This is a genomic window from Kutzneria chonburiensis, from assembly GCF_028622115.1.
Classification (GTDB): domain Bacteria; phylum Actinomycetota; class Actinomycetes; order Mycobacteriales; family Pseudonocardiaceae; genus Kutzneria; species Kutzneria chonburiensis.
Window position 1 is genome coordinate 5,445,325 of sequence record NZ_CP097263.1, and the last position, 18,544, is coordinate 5,463,868.

18 protein-coding genes and 2 pseudogenes are annotated in these 18,544 nt (G+C 69.7%); 7 read left to right on the forward strand and 13 right to left on the reverse strand.

Annotation, left to right across the window (positions count from 1 at the left end):
• The first annotated feature begins 487 nt into the window (after positions 1–487).
• Together M3Q35_RS24560 and M3Q35_RS24565 are read left to right on the forward strand one after the other, a co-directional pair.
• Positions 488–940, forward strand: a complete 453-nt coding sequence (locus M3Q35_RS24560) for a winged helix-turn-helix transcriptional regulator (RefSeq protein WP_273934787.1) — start codon at positions 488–490, stop codon at positions 938–940.
• A gap of 4 nt (positions 941–944) precedes the next feature.
• Complete coding sequence (locus tag M3Q35_RS24565) at positions 945–1,847, forward strand: LLM class flavin-dependent oxidoreductase (RefSeq protein WP_273934789.1); 903 nt, start codon at positions 945–947, stop codon at positions 1,845–1,847.
• A 118-nt stretch (positions 1,848–1,965) separates the two neighbouring features.
• Here the strand turns inward: M3Q35_RS24565 and M3Q35_RS24570 are convergent, their stop codons facing one another.
• Positions 1,966–3,081, reverse strand: a complete 1,116-nt coding sequence (locus M3Q35_RS24570; RefSeq protein WP_273934791.1) for a CaiB/BaiF CoA transferase family protein — start codon at positions 3,079–3,081, stop codon at positions 1,966–1,968.
• Complete coding sequence (locus M3Q35_RS24575; RefSeq protein WP_273944446.1) at positions 3,078–4,202, reverse strand: acyl-CoA dehydrogenase family protein; 1,125 nt, start codon at positions 4,200–4,202, stop codon at positions 3,078–3,080. The genes M3Q35_RS24570 and M3Q35_RS24575 overlap by 4 nt, the downstream gene beginning before the upstream one ends.
• A 114-nt stretch (positions 4,203–4,316) precedes the next feature.
• Between M3Q35_RS24575 and M3Q35_RS24580 the strand changes: the two genes are divergently transcribed.
• Entirely contained in the window at positions 4,317–4,916 is a 600-nt protein-coding gene (locus tag M3Q35_RS24580) for a TetR/AcrR family transcriptional regulator (RefSeq protein WP_273934794.1), read from the forward strand.
• On the opposite strand, the gene M3Q35_RS24585 is transcribed toward M3Q35_RS24580, so the two are convergent.
• The 5 genes from M3Q35_RS24585 to M3Q35_RS24605 form a co-directional block, all read right to left on the reverse strand.
• Positions 4,913–6,160 carry a lipase/acyltransferase domain-containing protein gene (locus tag M3Q35_RS24585; protein WP_273934796.1) on the reverse strand — a complete coding sequence of 416 codons (1,248 nt, stop codon included), beginning with the start codon at positions 6,158–6,160 and terminating at the stop codon, positions 4,913–4,915. The two genes, M3Q35_RS24580 and M3Q35_RS24585, sit on opposite strands and share 4 nt — an antisense overlap.
• A 39-nt stretch (positions 6,161–6,199) precedes the next feature.
• Positions 6,200–7,864: an ABC transporter ATP-binding protein gene (locus tag M3Q35_RS24590; protein WP_273934797.1), complete on the reverse strand. Its 1,665-nt coding sequence runs from the start codon at positions 7,862–7,864 to the stop codon at positions 6,200–6,202.
• 69 nt (positions 7,865–7,933) lie between these two features.
• A complete protein-coding gene (locus M3Q35_RS24595) occupies positions 7,934–8,080 on the reverse strand; it encodes a hypothetical protein (protein ID WP_273934799.1) in 147 nt (48 codons plus the stop codon).
• 97 nt (positions 8,081–8,177) lie between these two features.
• On the reverse strand, positions 8,178–9,284 hold the full coding sequence (locus tag M3Q35_RS24600; RefSeq protein WP_273934801.1) for a sensor histidine kinase: 1,107 nt from the start codon (positions 9,282–9,284) through the stop codon (positions 8,178–8,180).
• A complete protein-coding gene (locus tag M3Q35_RS24605) occupies positions 9,275–9,940 on the reverse strand; it encodes a response regulator transcription factor (RefSeq protein WP_273934804.1) in 666 nt (221 codons plus the stop codon). The genes M3Q35_RS24600 and M3Q35_RS24605 overlap by 10 nt, the downstream gene beginning before the upstream one ends.
• A 96-nt stretch (positions 9,941–10,036) precedes the next feature.
• Between M3Q35_RS24605 and M3Q35_RS24610 the strand changes: the two genes are divergently transcribed.
• A complete protein-coding gene (locus M3Q35_RS24610; RefSeq protein WP_273934807.1) occupies positions 10,037–10,243 on the forward strand; it encodes a hypothetical protein in 207 nt (68 codons plus the stop codon).
• Between the two features lie 4 nt (positions 10,244–10,247).
• On the opposite strand, the gene M3Q35_RS24615 is transcribed toward M3Q35_RS24610, so the two are convergent.
• A complete protein-coding gene (locus M3Q35_RS24615; RefSeq protein WP_273934808.1) occupies positions 10,248–11,672 on the reverse strand; it encodes an aminotransferase-like domain-containing protein in 1,425 nt (474 codons plus the stop codon).
• 129 nt (positions 11,673–11,801) lie between these two features.
• Between M3Q35_RS24615 and M3Q35_RS24620 the strand changes: the two genes are divergently transcribed.
• The 3 genes from M3Q35_RS24620 (at position 11,802) to M3Q35_RS24630 (ending at position 14,507) form a co-directional block, all read left to right on the forward strand.
• Positions 11,802–12,383 carry a bifunctional DNA primase/polymerase gene (locus tag M3Q35_RS24620; RefSeq protein ID WP_273934811.1) on the forward strand — a complete coding sequence of 194 codons (582 nt, stop codon included), beginning with the start codon at positions 11,802–11,804 and terminating at the stop codon, positions 12,381–12,383.
• A 246-nt stretch (positions 12,384–12,629) separates the two neighbouring features.
• Entirely contained in the window at positions 12,630–13,874 is a 1,245-nt protein-coding gene (locus M3Q35_RS24625) for a nitric oxide synthase oxygenase (protein WP_273934814.1), read from the forward strand.
• 186 nt (positions 13,875–14,060) lie between these two features.
• Positions 14,061–14,507: an ANTAR domain-containing protein gene (locus M3Q35_RS24630; RefSeq protein WP_273934817.1), complete on the forward strand. Its 447-nt coding sequence runs from the start codon at positions 14,061–14,063 to the stop codon at positions 14,505–14,507.
• Here the strand turns inward: M3Q35_RS24630 and M3Q35_RS24635 are convergent.
• From M3Q35_RS24635 to M3Q35_RS24655, 5 genes and pseudogenes are all read right to left on the reverse strand, one after another.
• On the reverse strand, positions 14,504–15,331 hold the full coding sequence (locus M3Q35_RS24635) for a S1 family peptidase (protein WP_273934819.1): 828 nt from the start codon (positions 15,329–15,331) through the stop codon (positions 14,504–14,506). The two genes, M3Q35_RS24630 and M3Q35_RS24635, sit on opposite strands and share 4 nt — an antisense overlap.
• 55 nt (positions 15,332–15,386) lie before the next feature.
• The gene (locus tag M3Q35_RS24640) at positions 15,387–16,208 is read right to left on the reverse strand and encodes a serine hydrolase domain-containing protein (RefSeq protein ID WP_273934821.1); all 822 of its coding nucleotides are present in this window, start codon (positions 16,206–16,208) and stop codon (positions 15,387–15,389) included.
• A gap of 13 nt (positions 16,209–16,221) precedes the next feature.
• Positions 16,222–16,467 carry a helix-turn-helix domain-containing protein gene (locus M3Q35_RS24645; RefSeq protein WP_273944447.1) on the reverse strand — a complete coding sequence of 82 codons (246 nt, stop codon included), beginning with the start codon at positions 16,465–16,467 and terminating at the stop codon, positions 16,222–16,224.
• A gap of 147 nt (positions 16,468–16,614) precedes the next feature.
• Positions 16,615–16,956 (reverse strand): annotated as a pseudogene (locus M3Q35_RS24650) (response regulator); the annotation flags it as partial.
• 40 nt (positions 16,957–16,996) lie between these two features.
• Positions 16,997–18,454, reverse strand: a pseudogene (locus tag M3Q35_RS24655) (sensor histidine kinase); the annotation flags it as partial.
• Positions 18,455–18,544 lie beyond the last annotated feature (90 nt).

Here is an 18,544-nt window from a genome sequence, read left to right on the forward strand (position 1 = left end):
GAATCGCCTGGTCAGAACGTGGGCGTGGGCAACAAGTCGCAACACTTTCGGCGGTTGGGCTTTCAGCCGGCGACCAAGTAACGTAGAGTCGTAATCGGTGCGGTTCTAGTAACAACGATCTTGCTCGAACGATGTGACCGGAACGCGGCGCCCACAACCACAGACACCCCGCTACTCCTCCCCCGGTAGCGGGTTTAGCGAGACCCCCGTCCACCTCCCCCTCTGGGACGGGGGTCTCGCCCTGTTTAATGGCGCCGCCTCCGGCGGCGCGGCTCGGCCGCTCGTGACCCCCGCCTCGCCCTTGCTGGATTTTTCGAGGCCCGCATCGGGCTCGGGTGGTGGGGCGCGTCTGGTGGCGGACCTCGAAAAATCCAGCAACCGTGCGAAGCAGGGGCGCGGCCGAGCGATCTTCGGCGTGGCGGCGAAGCAAGGAGCGCGGCCAGGCCTATCAGTTGGAAAATCGGACTGACGGCGTAGACTTCGAGCTATGGCTCGGGACTGTTCCATTGCCAATGCGCTTGAGGTGCTGGGCGAGCGGTGGACGCTGCTGGCGCTGCGCGAGGTGCTGCTGGGGCAGCGGCGGTTCGACCAGATCGTGCAGCAAACGGGGGCGAGCCGGGACATCCTGGCGACCCGGCTGCGCAAGCTGGAAGCGGCGGGCCTGCTGGAGCGGCGGCAGTACGAACAGCACCCACCGCGCTACGAGTACCACCCGACGGACGCGGCGAAGCAGCTGCACACGGTGCTGCTGACGCTGATGGACTGGGGCGACCGGCACATCACGCAAGGCCCGCCGCCGACGGTGTGGGAGCACAGCTGCGGTCACGAACTGCACGCCAAGGTCGTGTGCGAGCACTGCGGCCAGCCGGTAGAACTGGGGGAAAGCCGGGCGGTGCGGCTCGGCGGACAGCCCGTCGAGAGGACGGTGTCGAATGGTTAGGGCAATGCGCTTCTCCGTCGCCATCCCGCAGTTCGCCGTCGACCCGCGCGAGGTGCGCCGGTTCCTGGTCCGAGCCGAGGAGCTCGGCTTCGACGGGGCCTGGACGCAGGAGCAGATCATCGGCAGCAAGCCGGTGATCAGCCCGCTCGAGCTGCTGGCCTACGCCGCTGCCTGCACGGAGCGCATCCGCCTTGGTTGCGCGGTGTTCGTGACGCCGCTGCGCAACCCGGTGCACCTGGCCAAGAGCATCACCTCGCTGGACCAGCTCAGCGGCGGCCGCATCGACGTCGGTGTGGGCACGGGCGGCAAGTTCCGGCCGTTCGCGGCCTTCGACTCGAGCCCCGAGCACCTGGTCACCCGCTTCACCGAGGGCCTCGACCTGATGAAACGGCTGTGGACCGAACCTTCGGTGACCTTCGACGGCCAGTTCTGGCAGCTCAAGGACGCGCCCATGGAGCCGAAGCCGGTCCAGCGCCCGCACCCGCCGGTGTGGTTCGGGGCCAACCACCCCAACGCCGTGCGCCGGGCCGTGCGGCTGGGCAACGGCTTCATCGGCGCGGGGTCGTCCACCACGGCCAAGTTCACCGAGCTGGTGCCGATCGCCCGCGCGGCGATGCAGGAGTACGGGCGACCCGACTTCCAGATCGCCAAGCGGGTCTACCTGGCGGTCGACGACGACGCCGCCCGCGCGAAAACCCGTATCGGCGAGGCCCTCGGGGCCCTGTACGCCGGTTTCCCGCTCGGCGACCTGACCTCGGTGGCCGTCCACGGCACGCCCGACGACGTCGTGCGCGGGCTGCGGGAGGTCAAGGACGCCGGCGCGGAGATGATCCTGCTCAACCCGATGTTCGACGAGCTGGAGCAGATGGAGCGGCTGAGCAAGGACGTGCTGCCTCAGCTCACCTGAGCCGTCACCGGCCAGCCCCCAGCTGAGCGTAGCAACCCCCGCACCCCCTTCTGCCACATGCGCTTCCTACTTGCGCCCTGGTGCCACATAGGAAGCGCATGTGGCAGAAGAGGGGTGTTCAGCCGAGGGTGGCGATATCCTCATCGGTGTAACCGAGTTCCGACAACACTTCGGCGGTGTGCTCGCCGGAGAACGCCGGCGGGCCGGGTGTTGCCGACGGCGTGCGGCCGAATCTCGGGGCCGGCGCGGGCTGCACGATGCCGGCCAGCTCGACGAACGACTCCCGGGCCTTGTTGTGCGGATGCTGCGGTGCCTCGTCGGGGGCCAGGATCGGGGCCAGGCAGGCGTCGCTGCCAACCGACAGCGCGGCCCATTCGTCACGGGTGCGTCGGCGCACGGCAGCGGCGATCTGTGAGCGGAGCTCAGGCCAGTTGGCCGGATCGTGCCGGTTCGAAGGCAACAGCGCCGGGTCGAGCTCCAGCAGCGTCACCAGTTCGGCGTAGAACTTCTCCTCGAGAGCGCCGATGGCCACGAACTTGTCGTCGGCGGTGACGTAGGTGTCGTAGTACGGCGCGCCGCCGTCGAGCAGGTTTCCGCCGCGGGGCTGGGAAAGGGCCCCGTTGCCCTTGAGCCCGTAGACGAAGGTCGAGAGCATGGCGGCCCCGTCGACCATGGCGGCGTCGATGACCTGGCCCAGACCGGATTGTGAGCGTTCATGCAGCGCGGCCAGGATGCCGGTGGCCATCAGCAGGCCGCCGCCGGCGAAGTCGCCGATCAGGTTCAACGGCGGAACCGGCCGACCCCCGTTCTGCCCAATGGGTTCCAGCGCACCGGCGATGGCGATGTAGTCGATGTCGTGCCCGGCGGTGTCGGCCAGCGGCCCGGACTGGCCCCACCCGGTCATCCGCGCGTAGATCAACCGGGGGTTGCGGGCCTGGCAGTCCGCCGGCCCGATGCCGAGCCTTTCCGTTACGCCGGGCCGAAATCCCTCCACCAGGACGTCGCTGCGTTCGACCAGTCGGAGCACCGCCTCGATCGCCGCCGGCTTCTTCAGGTCGAGGGACACGGAACGGCGGCCGCGGGTCAGCGGGTCGTTGGGCACGGGCGGCGGCGCGCCGGGCCGGTCGATGCGGATGACGTCCGCCCCCATGTCGGCCAACACCATGCAGCCGAACGGAGCCGGTGCCAGACCGGCGAGTTCGATCACACGAAGTCCAGTCAGCGGCCCGTTCATAGGGACCGCCCGATGATTTCCTTCATGATCTCGTTGGTGCCGCCGTAGATCTTCTGCACGCGGGCGTCGGCCCAGATCCGCGCGATCGGGTACTCCTTCATATAGCCGTAGCCGCCGAACAGCTGGAGACAGCGGTCGGCCACCCGGCAGAGCCGCTCGGTGGTCCACATCTTGGCCATCGCGGCGGTCGGCACGTCCAGCCGGCCCTCGACGTGCTGCTCGATGCACTGGTCGAGGAAGGCCCGCGCGACGGCGACCTCGGTGGCGCACTCGGCCAGCTCGAACTTGGTGTTCTGGAACTTGATCAGCTCACGGCCGAAGGCCTGCCGCTGCTTGACGTAGTCAAGGGTCAGTTCCAGTGCCGTCTCCATGCCGGCGACCGCGGCCACGGCGATGAGCAGCCGTTCCTGCGGCAGCTGCTGCATGAGCTGGACGAAGCCCTGCCCCTCCTGCTCCCCCAGCAGATTGCCGACCGGCACCCGCACGTCGTCGAAGAACAGCTCGGAGGTGTCCTGGCCCTCCAGCCCCAGCTTGTCCAGCACCCGCCCGCGCCGGAAGCCCTCGACCTCGGCCGTCTCCACGACGATCAGGGAGATGCCGTGCGCGCCCTGGTCGGCGTCGGTCTTGGCGACGACGATGATCAGCTCGGCCTGGGCTCCGTTGGTGATGAAGGTCTTGGCCCCGTTGATCACGTACTCGTCGCCGTTGCGCACCGCCCTGGTCCGCACGGCCTGGAGGTCGGAGCCGGCGCCGGGCTCGCTCATGGCGATCGCCGCGACGAGATCGCCGCTGGCCAGGCGGGGCAGCCAGCGCCGTTTCTGCTCCTCGGAGCCGTAATTCCGCAGGTAGTGGGCGACGATGCCGCTGTGCACGCTGTTGCCCCATGAGCTATCCAGCGCCCGCGCCTGCTCCTCGATCAGCACGGCCTCGTGCGCGAACGTGCCGCCACCGCCGCCGTACTCCTCGGGGATGCTGATGCAGACCAGCCCGAGCTCGCCGAACCGCCGCCACAGGTCCCGGTCGACCTCATGCTGCTCGGCGAAGCGCTCCTGGTGCGGCGTCAGCTCCTTGGCGAACACGTCCCGGGCCAGCGAACGCAGCTGGTCGAGGTCCTCGGTCATCCAGGACGAGCGGTGCTTGGCCACGGGCGACCTCCGTCACAGAAACAATCAGGCCTGCCGGTAAACTTACCGGCAGCCTGGATTGTTTGTGAAGACCTCGCTAGCATCGGCCGGGTGACCAGGCCACGGCTGACCCAGCAGGAGCGCACCGAACGCACGCGTGAGCTGCTGCTGGACGCCACCGTCGACTGCCTGGTCGAGCTGGGCTACGCCAAGACCTCGACCAACGAGATCTGCCGGCGGGCCGGCGTGTCGCGGGGCGCCCAGCAGCACCATTTCGCCACCAAGGCCGAGCTGATGGCCGATGCCATCGAGCACCTGGTCAGCAAGCTGCTGGCCAGCATGAGCGAGCACCCGCCGTCGTCACTGCCCGGCCCGGACCGGGTGGCCATGGGCATCGACATGCTCTGGCAGGGCTATTCGGGCTCGCTGTCCACCGCCGTGATGGAGCTGTGGGTGGCCGCCCGCACCGACCCCGAGCTGCGGGCGGCGATGCACCCGATCGACAAGGGCCTGGCCCGCCGGACCTCGGAGCTGTTCCGGGAGATGCTGGGCGATGGCGTGACCCTGGACCAGCCCGACGTGCCGCTGTGGCTGACGGTGAACCTGATCCGGGGCCTCGCCCTGGACGCCATGCTCGGCGGCGATCCGGTCCGCCGCGATCAACTGCTCCAGGAATGGAAGACGATCGCCGTCAAAACCTACGGCGTTTAGCAGTGCCTCCGCGGCGCCTTGAGCGTGTCCAGCAGCCGGGCCAGCACGTTCGGGTTGCCCGGCAATGAGAAGTGGTCGACACCTGGGTTGTCGTTGAGCACGTAGCTGTGGCACTTCATCGCCGCCCACACCCGGTTGGCGTTGTTGGTGATGTCCTCCTGATTGCTGTCGCCGCTCATCGTGATGAACTGACTCTGGTCGACCAGCTGGCCGATCTTCAGGTTCGGCAGCGCCGCGCCGACAATGGTCGGCAGACCGGAACCCTTTTCGGCGGTCACGTCCACATCCGGGAAATATTTCGGCGTGCTGAACCGGACAAAACCGATGTAGTACCGGGCGATCTCGGCTTCCGTGGTCAACCCGGCATCGCGCAGCAGCTGCGGCCAGTCCCGCGGGGTGTAGCTCTTCCCGGTTGAATTGTCCTTGATGACCGTCTCCCGGTCACCGAAGATCGTCGGGTCGGAGGCGCTCAGATAGGTCGACGGCGCGGTGAGGTACAGCTGGGCGCTGCTGACCGCGTTCTCGATCGTCTTCGGATAACCGAAGTCCGGCACGTTCAATCCGGTGAACAACACGGAGTAGAGCAGCCCCTGGCCCGGGAAGTTGCCGGCCAACGGGGTGAAGCCGTGGATGTAGGTGTCACGCCAGGCCTTGCTGGTGTGGGTCAGCAGGTACTGGATGTAGATCGGCCCGTTGGAATGGCCGATCAGCTGCACCGGCCGGTTGCCGTTCTGGTGGTACGTCTGCTCGACCAGCGCCTTGGCCCGGGCGAGAAAGCCGCCCTGGTCGGGCGTGAGCCGGGCGTCGTAGCCGGCCACCCGGATGTCCCGGTTCCGGGTGTAGCCGGCCGATTCCAGGGTCTTGTACAGCGGCTCGTAGAACGGCGCGCTCTCGGTCCGGCCGTAGTCGATCACGTTGACCCGCACGCCCTGCTGCTCGGCGAAGCGCAGCGGCATCGGCTTGGCCGGATTGTCGTCGTAGCGCAGGGTTTCCAGCTCGTCCTGGCACACCTGGCTGAACGCGCTGGGCTGGTCGTTCTGGAACCAGTCCTGGAAGCCGCCCGAGCGTGGGCAGTTCGGGTCGGTGGTCTGGTTCCGCACCGTCACCTGGAGCTTGGTCAGGTGGAAGGCCGGGAACAGCACGACCGGCGTGCGGCCGGGTGAGGATGCCTCGGCCACACCCGGCAGCACGGCGAGCGCGACGGCGGCGGCCACCACCGCGCGGAGGAGGAACCTGGGGGTCATGCCGGCCAACATAACGCCGGCCGGCCGGGCGAGCAGTCCTCAGTGCGTGACGGGGAAGGAAAGTCGGTCCGGCAGGTGGACGACCCTGTCCGCCAACGCCACCAACCGCGGGTCGTGGGTGATCAGGATGGTGCTGCGGCCGCCGGCCAGCCGCCGCAGCGGCTCGATCACGCGCCGCGCCGCCGGCCCGTCCAGGCTCGACGTCGGCTCGTCCAGCACGAGCACCGGTGCGTCGGCCAGCAGCGCCCGAGCAATGGCGATGCGCTGCCGCTGTCCGCCGGACAGGCGATACCCGCGGTCGCCGACGAGCGTGTCGTAGCCGTCGGGCAGGCTCTGCACGAAATCCTCGGCATCGGCGGCCCTCGCCGCCGCGACGATCTCGTCGCGGGTGGCGTCCGGCCGGCCGTAGGCGATGTTGTCCGCGATGGTGCCGTGGAACATCAACGTCTCCTGGCTGAGCAGCGATATGTCTCGACGGAGCGCGGCCAGCGGCAGCGTCCGGACGTCCACGCCGTCCAGCCGCACGGTGCCCTCGGACGTGTCGTAGAACCGCAGCAGCAGCCTGGCCACCGTGGATTTGCCGGCGCCGCTCTCCCCGGTCACGGCCACCAGTTCACCGGGCCGCACGATCAGCCGGAAGCCGTCGAGCACCGGCTCGTCCGTGTCGGGATAGCGGAAACCCACGTCGTGGAAGGAAACCAGGCCCTTCGCGCGACCCGGATCGACCGCGGTCGGCTCGTCGCGGACGGTCGGCTCGGCGTCCAGCAGCTCCAGCAGGCGCGCCGAACCGCTGGTGGCCTGCGCGACGGTCAGCGACAGTTGGCCGAGCGCCCGGATCGGCGGATACAGGTAGCCGAGGAAGGCGGCGAACGCGAAAAGACCGCCAATCGTGAGCCGGTGCTGGGCGATCTCCCACGCGCCGAAACCGATCACCGCCAGCACGCTCACCGTCTCCATCACGTACACCATGGCCGGGTACAGCGCGCCGAACCGGGCCAGCGCGAGCTTGCTGCGCATCCAGCCGAGGCCGAGCTCGCCGACCCGTCCGGGCCGGCCGTGTACCTGGACCAGCGCCATGTTGGCCAGGTCCTCCTCGATCACGCCCGTGAGCAGGCCGTGCCGGGCCCGTTCGACCTGGGCCAGCTTCGTCACCCGGCGGGCGAACCAGCGGGCGAGCAGCACGAAACCCGGGATCACCGCGACTGCCGCGAGGGCCAGCTCCCAGCTCAGCAGCACCGCGGCCGCCGCGAAGAACACCACGCTGACCAGCGAGGTGAACGTCTGCACGACGCCGGAGCCGACCAGCGCCTCCACCGACTCGACGTCACTGGTCAGACGGGCGACCAGGTCGCCGCGCTGCCGCTTGGCGAAGAAGTCCGGCGACAACGTCCGCAGATGGGCAAACACCTTGTCACGCAAGGAAAGCAGGAACCGCTCGCCGGCCAGCGCGGTCAGGTACTGGCCGACGGAGCCGACCACGCCGGACAGCAGCGCCACGCCGGCCCACACCGCCGCCGGCCGCCAGAACGCGGCCAGATCCCCGTTCTTCAGCACGGTGTCGGTGATGCCGGAGAACAGCCAGATGGCCGTCGTGTCACAGCCGGCTGCCGCCACCAGCAGCAGCGCGGCGGCGCCGAGCAGCCGGCGGTTGGACCGGGCCAACGGCCAGAACCGGGCGAAGACCACCCGTGCCGGTGCCAGCACGACACCCTCCTTCATGGTGGTGGGGCCGGTCCCCCGACGGACACCGGCCCCACCGTCACCGGATCCGGCTCAGCGGCGGCGCGCCGGCACGAAGATCACGCCCTGGGCCGGCCGGCCCAGCACCACGGTCGCCCAGCCGGGGCCGCACGGCAGACCCGGGATCGTGGTGACCGGCGCCGCCACGACCGGAACGGTGGGAATGCAGTTCGCTGCCATGGGAAACTCCTTCTCGTTGTCGGATCGACAAGAGAAACGCTATGCGGCAACGCCTTTCCACGATGTTTCCAGCGACTGAGAAGTATCTGAGTGAAGCTCAGGTGAACTCGACCCGGACGGTGAGGCCGCCGTCGCGGCGGGCCTTGGCGTGCACCCGGCCGCCGTGGGCCCGCACGATGGACTGCACAATGGAAAGACCCAGTCCGGTGCCCTCGTCGCTGGTCCGACCGCCGCCGCGCCGGAACGGCTCGAACAGCTCGGCCACCTGGTCGGGATCCACCACCGGCCCCGAATTGGACACGACCAGCCCACGCGCGGGATCGGTGCGCACCCGCAGTTCACCGCCGTCCACGTTGTGCCGCACGGCATTGCCGATGAGATTGCCGACCAGTTGCCGCAGCAGCATGGAATCCCCGAGCACCTCGCACGGCACCAACTGCTCGGTCACCGTGAGCCGGCGGCGCTGGATCGCCTCGGTCTGCTCGCCCAGCTGCTCCTCGACCAGGGCGTGCAGCGCGACCGGCTCCCGGTGCTCCAGTCCACGATCGCTGCGGGCCAACAACAACAGCCCGTCGATCAGCCGTTCGCTGCGCCGGTTCGCGTCCAGCAACTTCTGCACCACGTCCGGATCGGCGTCGGCCAGGCCGATCTGCACCGCCGCCCGCTGGATGGCCAGCGGCGTGCGCAGCTCGTGCGAGGCGTTGGCGATGAACCGGCGCTGGCTCTCGAACGCCGCCTCCAGCCGGGCCAGCATGTCGTCGAAGGTGCTGGCCAGCTCGGTCAGTTCGTCGGCCGGGCCGGCCAACGCGATGCGCTCGTGCAGGTTGTCCGAGGACAGCCGCCGCGCGGTGGCGCTGATCCGGTGCAGCGGGGCGAGCACCCGCCCGGAGACCCACCAGCCGACGGCGATCGCCAGCACGGCCAGCACCGGCAGCGACACCGCCGACACCACCAGCAGCTTGTCCAGCACGGTCTGACTGGAGACCTCGGCGATCTGGGCCGGCGTCACCGTCACGTCGTAGGGCTCGGTCTCGACCGGCACGCCATCGCCGAAGACGACCCCCTCCGCGCCGACCGCCGAGGACAGCTGAGACACCAGGTTGTTGCCCAGCAACAGGTACACCACGACCATCAGCACCAGGCCCGCGGCGAACACCAGCAGCCCGTACAGGGCGGTCAGTCTGGTTCGGACGGTCAGCCGCACGGGACGACCCGGTACCCGACACCGGGCACGGTCTCGATCGGCGGCGGGTCGCCGAGTTTGGCCCGCAGCTTGGACATCGCCACCCGAACCGCGTTGGTGAACAGGTCGGCATGCTCGTCCCAGGCCTGAGCCAGCAGCTGCTCGGTGCTGACCACGGTGCCGCCGGCCCGCATCAGCACCTCGAGCACGGCGAACTCCTTGGGCGTCAAGCGAATCCGCCGGCCGCCTCGCGTGACGGCATGGTTGGCCGGATCCAGCACCAGGTCCGCAGCGTGCAGCACCGGCGGCAGCGCCACCGGCGACCGCCGGCCCAGCGCCCGTACTCGGGCCAGCAGCTCGGGGTACTCGAACGGCTTGGTGAGATAGTCGTCCGCGCCGAGCTCGAGGCCGTCCACCCGATCATCCAAAGTAGACGACGCGGTGAGCATCAGCACCCTGGTCCGGGAGCCCCGTGCGACCAGCTCGCCGCACAGCACGTCGCCGTGCACACCGGGCAGGTCCCGGTCCAGCACCACCACGTCGTAGTCGTGGACGCCGAGGCGTACCTGGGCAGCCAGGCCGTCATAGCAGACGTCCACCGCCATCGCGGCCGCGCGCAGCCCGGACGCCACCAGGTCGGCGAGCACCCGCTCGTCCTCGACCACCAGCACTCGCATCTCGCCTCCCGCGCGAGGGTATCCCGCACCACCTTTCCAGAATGTTTCCGAACCGGCGAAACGTTCCGGAAACACCGCCTCGGCTAGAACCGGTCCATGAGAACCGTCGTGCAGGCGCTGGCGATCGTGCCCGTGCTGGCGGCTGCCCTGGCGCTGGGCTCCCTGCTGGGCAACGGCGCCGCCCCGGCGCGGTCGTCGGACATCGCCCGGTGCATCCGCGGGCTGCCGGCTGGACACAAGGCGCATCAGGCGGTCGCGGCGTGTGTGCAGTCCTCGCCCGTCATCAGGAAGCCGCGCCACTGAGGGCTCAGCGCAGTCGCCGCCGGCCCCGCCACACGGAAGCCAACCGCTGCACGCCCTCCAACACGGCATCCGGGCCGGCGGCGAACGACACACGTACCCGATCGAGCTGGCCGTCCGTGGCCGAGAACACCGATCCCGGCGTGATCAGCACGCCGCCCCGCCGTGCGGCCTCGGCCACCGCCAGGGCGTTGCCCTCGGGCAGCCGCACCCAGAGCGACGCGCCGCCGTCCGGCTCCACCCAGGTCCAGTCGGGCAGGTGGGTGGCCAGCAGGTCGGACGTCCACTCGTAGCCGGCGCGCAGCTGGCCGGCCCGGGTCCGCCGCGCCCTCGGCACGTACTCCAGCAGCCGCAGCGCGGCCAGCTGGCTCGGCACCGAGCTGCCCATGTCGGCCGACGACCGGTAGGTCGCCAGCTGCTTGACGAAGTCCACAGTGGACCGGATCCAGCCGACCCTGAGCCCGCCCCAGAACAGCTTGGACAGCGAGCCGATGGACAGCACGGCCGCGTCCGGGGCCAGCGAGGCCATCGACGGCGGCGGCGGGCCGGTGAACAGCGTGTCCACTGAGGACAGATCCTCGATCAGCGCGGTGCCGGTCTCGGCGACCGCGGCGGCGATCACCTTGGCCACCGCCGGCCGCAGGTTCACGCCGACCGGATTGTGCACGGTCGGGGCCAGGTACAGCAGCCGCGGCCGACGGCTGCGCAGCAGGCGGACCAGCACGTCCGCGTCCACCCCGTCGTCGCGCAGCGGAATCGTGCGCAGCCGCGCGCCCCGGTCCCGAAACGCGTCCAGCGCGCCCCAATTGGTCGGATCCTCCACCAGCACTTCGTCGCCGGGCGCCAGCATCGCGGTGGCGATCAGCTGCAACGCCTGCTGCGAGCCACTGGTCACCAACACCTGGTCCGGTTCGGAAATCAGGCCGTCCTCGGTGCAGTGCCGGGCAATCGCGGTGCGCAGCTGCGGCAGGCCGGCCGGATGGTAGCCGTGGCCGCGAACCCAGCGGCGCAGATCGTCCGGGCTGACCGAGCCGACCACATCGGCCACCCAGTCCTGGCCGGGCAGCGCCGCGCCGGACAGGTCGATCACCGAGCTGTCGGCCGCGCCGCTCAACGGGTTGAGCCGGGTGGCCGAGCCGGGCAGCCGCGGCTGGGACACGCCGCGCACCCGGGTTCCGCTGCCCTGCCGCGAATCCAGTAAACCGAGTGATCGCAGCGTGGTGTACGCGGTGACCAAGGTGCCGCGGCTGACCGCAAGGGTGCTCGCCAGTGCCCGTTCGGACGGCAGCAGGGTGCCCGGCGGCAGTTCGCCGGAGGAGATCAACGCGGTCAGCGCGGCGGCGAGCTGACGGTGCAGCGATTCGCGCGCGTCGGTGCACCAGCCGTCGAGCAGCCGGGCCAACGCGGCCTCGCCGATTCTGGGGTTGTCCAAGAGACGTCGTCCACTTTCACCGAATTGGACTCACCCGGGCGGCCGGAATAGGGCGAGTCTTGACCATGACGGTAGCGCCCATCATGAGGAGATGATCATGGAGTCCACCGGTCCCGCCGAGACCGGGTCGTGAGCGGGTCCCGGCTGCGTCCGGCCGATCCCGGGCAGCAGCGGACCCTCAGGAGCGCCGCGCTGTGCTACGCGGCGCACGGGTGGCCGGTTGTGCCGGCCGCTTTCTTCGACGGCACACGGTACGCCTGTGTGCAGGCGGACTGCGTCGAGGACGGTCCGCATCCGGTGTGGCGGCTCTGGCAGGGGCGCGCCAGCACCGATCCCGACGTCGTGGCCAGCTGGTACCGGCTGTTCTCGTTCGCCGTCGCGCTGCCGACCGGCGTCGTCTTCGACGTCGTGGAGATTCCCGAGCCGGCCGCGGTTCGCGTGCAGGACGCACTCGTCCGCCACCGCACACCGACCCCGATCGCGGTGTGGCGGGAGCGCGGCGTGCGCCTGTTCTGGGTCAGCCGTGGGCTTTCCGCTGATCACCGGCTGCGCGCGGTGAGCGCACGCATTCGCGGCGAGGGCGGTTGGGTGCCCGCCCCGCCGACGCCGACCAGACGTGGTCCGGTGCACTGGTCGCTCGCGCCCGAACAGGCCGACTGGGGCATCGTGGCCCACGCCGATCTGGCCGCCGCACTGGACGCGGTGAACTGAGCCGTATCCCGGCGGCGCACTCCGTCGTTGGACCTGACTGAGTCGCTCGCGTCGCCCATTGCTCACACAGCCTGTCACCAGGCCGTTTTGTCAATTACACGAAGCGGCAATCAAGGCCGCGGATGGAGGGACCGAGCGCTTATACCGGGCGTGACTGAACCCCCGATCGGTCGATGTTCCGGCATCGAATCGGTAACCGTTCTGGCGGTGCTTTTCGACCGTGACCGGGACGTAGGTTCACTCGCCATGACCGCCCCCACTGGATGCCCTGTCGCCCACGAGCCGGTCGATGTCAGGGCCGAGGCCGAGGCATTCCTCCGCCTGTTCCACGGCGAGCACCCCAAGACCGGTCCCGTCGAGCCTCGGCTGGAGCAGGTGCTCGCCGAGATCGACGAGACCGGCACGTACCGGCACACCGAGGGCGAGCTGGCGTTCGGCGCGCGGGTGGCGTGGCGCAACAGCGCCCGCTGCATCGGGCGGCTGTACTGGCAGAGCCTGCGGGTCCGGGACATGCGCAAGGTGAGCGACGCGGCGACGGTGGCCGCGCAGTGCGCCGAGCACCTGCGTTCGGCCGGCAACGGCGGCCGGATCCGGCCGACCGTGACGATCTTCGCGCCGGAGACGCCGACCCGGCCGGCGCCGCGGATCTGGAACGAGCAGCTGATCCGCTACGCCGGCTACTGGGACGCCGAGACCGGCGCGGTCATCGGCGATCCGCGGTACCAGGAGTTCACCGAGGAGGTCACCCGGCTCGGCTGGCAGCCGCCGGCCCAGCGCACCCGGTTCGACGTGCTGCCGCTGGTCGTCGAGACGGCCGAGGACGGCGTCACGCTGCACGAGCTGCCACGGGCCGTTGTGCACGAGGTGGAGCTCGGCCATCCCGAGCACAACTGGTTCGCCGGGCTGGGGCTGCGCTGGCACGCCGTGCCGGCGATCAGCAACATGCGGCTGTCCATCGGCGGCGTCTCGTACCCGGCCGCGCCGTTCAACGGCTGGTACATGGGCACCGAGATCGGCGCCCGCAACCTGGCCGACCACGACCGCTACGACCTGATCCCCGAGGTGGCCGAGCGGCTGGGGCTCGACACGTCCAGCGAGCAGACGCTGTGGCGGGACCAGGCGCTGGTCGAGCTCAACCGGGCCGTGCTGCACTCGTTCGCCCGGGCCGAGGTGACGATCACCGACCACCACACCGAGTCCGCGCGTTTCCTGACCCACCTGCGGAAGGAGGAGGACGCGGGCCGCAAGTGCCCGGCCGACTGGAGCTGGATCGTGCCGCCGATGTCCGGCGCGCTGACGCCGGTGTTCCACCGCTACTACGACACCGAGCAGGTCGGCCCCGAGTTCGTGCTCGACGAGGACGCCCGGCTGCGTGGCACCACCGCCGCGCCGCGGGCCTTCCCCGAGCCGGCCGTCCCGGCCGCGCCCAAGCTGCCGCGGATTCGGCGGCTGAGCTGGTTCACCCGCCGCGCCCCCGTTCCCGTGCCCTGAGTTGTGTTCCGGCCGCCGATGTCACTACCGTGATCGTCATCGCGGTTGAGACACCAGCCGCAAGCTCCACGCGAGGCGCTGTGAACACGCGCCCGGGCTTGCTGGCTGGCGGCCGTTTCCTGTCCTCGCGCTGTGCATTCGACGGCGAGAGGGACACATGGTGGCGAGATCGACAGTGGGGCGGGCGTGACCGTCGCACCACCATCGGATCCGGACCGGCTGCGCGCGCGGATCGCCGAGCTGGAGAGCGAGTTGGACGGGCTGCGCCGCGCGCTGCGCACCCGGACGGTGATCGCGCAGGCGACGGGGCTGCTCGCGGCCGTCGGCGAGGGCGCGCCGGAGCAGGGTTTTCAGCAGCTGGTCGAGCTTTCCCAGCAGTACAACGTCAAGTTGCACACGGTCGCGCAGCAGGTGGTCGACCTGGCCGCCGAGCTGGGGCCCCGGCGGGCCGTCGCGCTGGTCGGCGCCGGGCAGGGTCAGGAACTGCTGGACGTCACCGGCACGTTGGTCGAGGCGCACAAGGCCCTGCTCGGCACGGCCGAGGGCACTCCGGAGTGGGAGCGCCGTCGGGACGACGTGGTGACGGCCAGCAGGCTGCTGTGCGAGCGCCTGCTGGCCGTCGAGCACGACTAGGGCTTCGGCAGGGCGCAGCCGGCCTTGTTGAGGTTGATCACGTTGCCGGTGTCGACACACGTGTTGATCAGGTACGTCTCCTCGGCGTAGCCGACGCCTTCGTGCACCGTGACGTTGCCGTTGGCGTCCACCTCACAGGGGTTGTCCAGCGTGCAGCGCTCGCCGCTCTCGTTGATCGTGTTGTTGACGGCCACCACCGCGCCGGTGCTGGCGTCGATCACCGGCGAACCGGAGGTGCCGCCGATGACCTCGCAGCCCGGGGTGCTGTAGCGGACCGAGTCCTTCCACACCCAGTGGTCCTCGTGCAGCTGGTTGACGAAGCCGTCGACCTGGCAGGAGTAGATCTTCTTCCAGTAGCCGGAGACGACCCGGATGGACGCGCCCTTGGTCGGGTGGGTGGCCGACAGGGTCAGCGGCTTGATGCCGTACTGGGACTGGATCTGGGCGTAGGTGCTGGTCAGCTGGTAGATCGTGACGTCGGTGTCGGTCATCGTGCCGTAGAGCAGCTTGCTGGCCCGCAGGGTCGCGACCGTGCTCTGTCCGTTGGCCGACAGCAGGCCGAACGTCCGCGAGGAGGCCCGGTTGACCAGCACCTGGCCCGGCTGGGGCATGCCGCCTTCGTAGCAGTGGCCGTTGGACAGCACGAGGGCCTTGTCGTTGACGCCGGCCGACGGCGGTTTGACCACCGAGCCGGAGCAGTTGCTGAGCTTGACCGTGCCGGTGAAGTCGACAGCCGCGACAGCAGGGCGTTCAGGCAGTGCGGCTTGGGCGGCCGGCGCAAGGGTGGCCGCCGCCAGGGCGACCGCGGCGAGGTACTTGAGCATGGAAGTTCCTCTCTCGCAGGGAACATCCACTTCAGCGCGTGCTGAGCAGTGCTCGCTACCTGCGATCGGAGGTTTCCGCCAGTATCGCGTCGTTGAACGGCGGCCAGACCTCGGTGGCCCACTGGTCGAATGGCCGGTCGGTGAGCGCGATGGTGGCCAGCCCCGCTTCCGGGTCGACCCAGAGGAACGTCCCCGCCGCCCCGAAATGGCCGTACGTCCGGGGCGAGTTCTTGTCCCCCGTCCAGTGCGGGCATTTCCGGGATCGGATCTCGAAGCCGAGTCCCCAGTCGTTGGGCCGTTGATTGCCGAATCCCGGCAGCACCCCGTCCAGTCCGGGGAAGGCCACCGTCGTCGCCTCTGTGAGGGTTTCCTCCGCCACCAGCGTCGGCCGTTGCAGCTCTTTGGCGAACGTGACCAGGTCCGCGCAGCTGGCTTCCGCCGCCGACCCCGCCGACCCGTTCAGCTTGGCGGTGCTCATCCCCAGCGGCTCGAACACCGCTTCGCTCAGGTACTGCGGAAACGCGATCCCGGTGGCTCCCTGCACCGCGTCCGCCAGCACTTCGAACCCGGCGGTCGAGTACACCCGCCGCGTCCCCGGCGCCGCCACCGTCTGGTGGTCGTTGAACGCCAGCCCCGACGTGTGGGCCAGCAGATGCTTGATCGTCACGCCGGGCGGTCCCGCCGGCTCGTCCAGCTCCACCGCCCCTTCTTCCACCGCGACCAGCACCGCGTACGCCACCAGCAGCTTCGTCACCGAGGCCAGCGGGAACACGTATTCCTGGTCCCCGTAGCTGCCCAGCAGCGCCCCTTCGGCGTCGACCACCGCCACCGCCGCGTGCTCGGCCGACCAGGTGTCGATCATCGACAGCGAATCCATGGTGGGAGCCTAACTAGCCACGCCATTCGTACTGGTGCTCGGGTCGGCCGGTCAGCCCGTACCGCAGACTCATCGTCGCGGCCCCTTCCTGCGCCAGAGCCGCCAAATACCGCTGCGCGGTGGCCCGGGCGATCCCCAAGCCGGAAGCGATCTCGGCGGCGGAGCAAGGACCGGGGGCTTCACGCAAAGCGTCGGACACGAGCTTGGCGGTGACGGGCGACTGTCCCTTGGGCGCATGGGGATGGTCGCCGTCATGCAAAGTCCGTACGGCACGGTCGATCTCTTCCTGCGTCAGAGCCCGATCTCCGGGAGACAGCTGGTTGTGGAAACGGGCGTAAGCCAACAGACGCGAGCCCAGCTGCTCGGCGGTGAAGGGCTTGACGAGATAGTTCAACGCCCCGGCCCGGATCGCGGCGCGAACGGCCGAAGCGTCGGAGGCGGCGGTGAGCATGATGGTGTCGACGGAGATCTCGGCCAGCAGCTCCAGACCGGAGCGATCGGGCAGATAGGTGTCCAACAACAGCAAGTCGGGCGACAGGTCGGCAATCATCACCGCGGCCTCGGCGGCGGTTCTGGCGGAGCCGACGACGACGAAACCGGGGACCCGGTCGGTGAAAGCGGAATGGACCTGTGCCACACGGAAGTCGTCCTCGACGACGAGAACCCGGATCACGCCAACACCTCCGGCAGGTGCGCGGCGAAGACGGCGCCATGGTCGGCGTCGCCGGGGAAGCCAATCGGACGTCACCGCCGAGGGCGCGAGCGGCCTGGCGGGTCAAAGCGAGCCCCAAACCGTGGCCGGGAGTGTCCTTGGTGGACACACCCTCCAGGAAGATCACGTCCCGCAGCTGTGACGGCACGCCGTCGCCGCTGTCGATGACCGAGACGTGCAAGGTCGAACCGTCGGCGACGAGGTCCAACTCGACCCGCGCCGGCCGGCGAGCGCCGAGGCGGGCAGCCTCGACGGCGTTGTCGACCAGGTTGCCCAACACGGTGGTGACCTCGACGGGCGCGATCACCTTGCCCGGCACCCAGCTGGCCTCGCCAACCTCCAGCGTCACGCCCTTCTCCGCGGCGGCAACGCTTTTCGCCGACACGAAGGCCTGCAGGTACGGGTCGGGAACGGCGCTGGGCCCCAGCGGCACGACGGGAGTGTCGGACAGCGCCTGCAAGTAGTCGACGGCCTCGTTGTGGTGGCCGGTCTGCAACAACCCGGACAAGGTGTGCAGACGGTTGGCGAACTCGTGTTGCTGCGCCCGCAAAGCATCGGTCAGCCGGTGCACGGAATCGAGCTCTCGGGTCAACGTCTCCAGGTCGGTACGGTCCCGCAACGTCAACACAGTGCCGAGATCGATGTCGTCCCTCCGCACGGGCCGGCAGGTCGCGACCAGCACCCGGTCTCCGGCCACGGCGATGAGGTTGTCCACCGCCGATCCCTCGGCCACGGCCTCGCCGATACGGGCCGGCAGATCCAAAGTGGACACCGGAGTTCCCGGAGATGGTGCGCTGCCAAGGAGTCGGGCGGCCTCGTCGTTGCACACGGACACGCGACCATCGGGATCGACGGCCAACACGCCCTCGCCGATCCCGTGCAGCACGGCCTCGCGCTGCTGCACCAACTCCGACAGCTCGGACGGCTCCAGACCCAACGTCCGCCGCTTCAACAACCGGTTCAGCAACGCCGAACCGGCCACGCCCAACGTCAAAGCGCCGGCCAACCCCAGCAGACACCACCCGAGCGCCGTCAACAACGCGCCCCAGATGGCCGAGGCGTCGAAGCCGACGCTGACCTCGCCGACGATCGCCCCGGTGTGGTCACGCAGCGGCACCTTGCCCCGGGCCGAGTACCCGAGCGTCCCGGTGTCCATGTTGGACACCTCCTTGCCGGCCACGACGTCGGTGAAGTCGGTGCTGACGAGCTCACCCACCTCGTCGGGATTGGGGTGCGCGTAGCGAATGCCCTTACGGTCGGTGACCACGACGAACAGCGCCCCGGTGCGGATCCGCACCGCCTCGGCCCGGATCTCGACCAGGCCGCTGGAGTCGGCCGCGGCGACCGCGTCGCCGATGTCGGGGTTGGCCGCGACCGACTGGGCCACGGCCAGGGCCTGAGCCTTGTACTGGCCGGTCAGGTTCGAATAGAGCAGCCACCCGACCAGGGCGAACCCCACTCCGACGACCAGCACGACCACGCCGATCTGAAGCAGCAGCACCTGCCGGGCGAACCGCATGCGGGGCGGCGCCATGGCCGGACCCTACGCCGCGAACCCCCGTGAGCAGAACGTGCGAAACACGGGAAACGCGCGATGGGCGAACAAGCGCGACAAGGGTTCGCA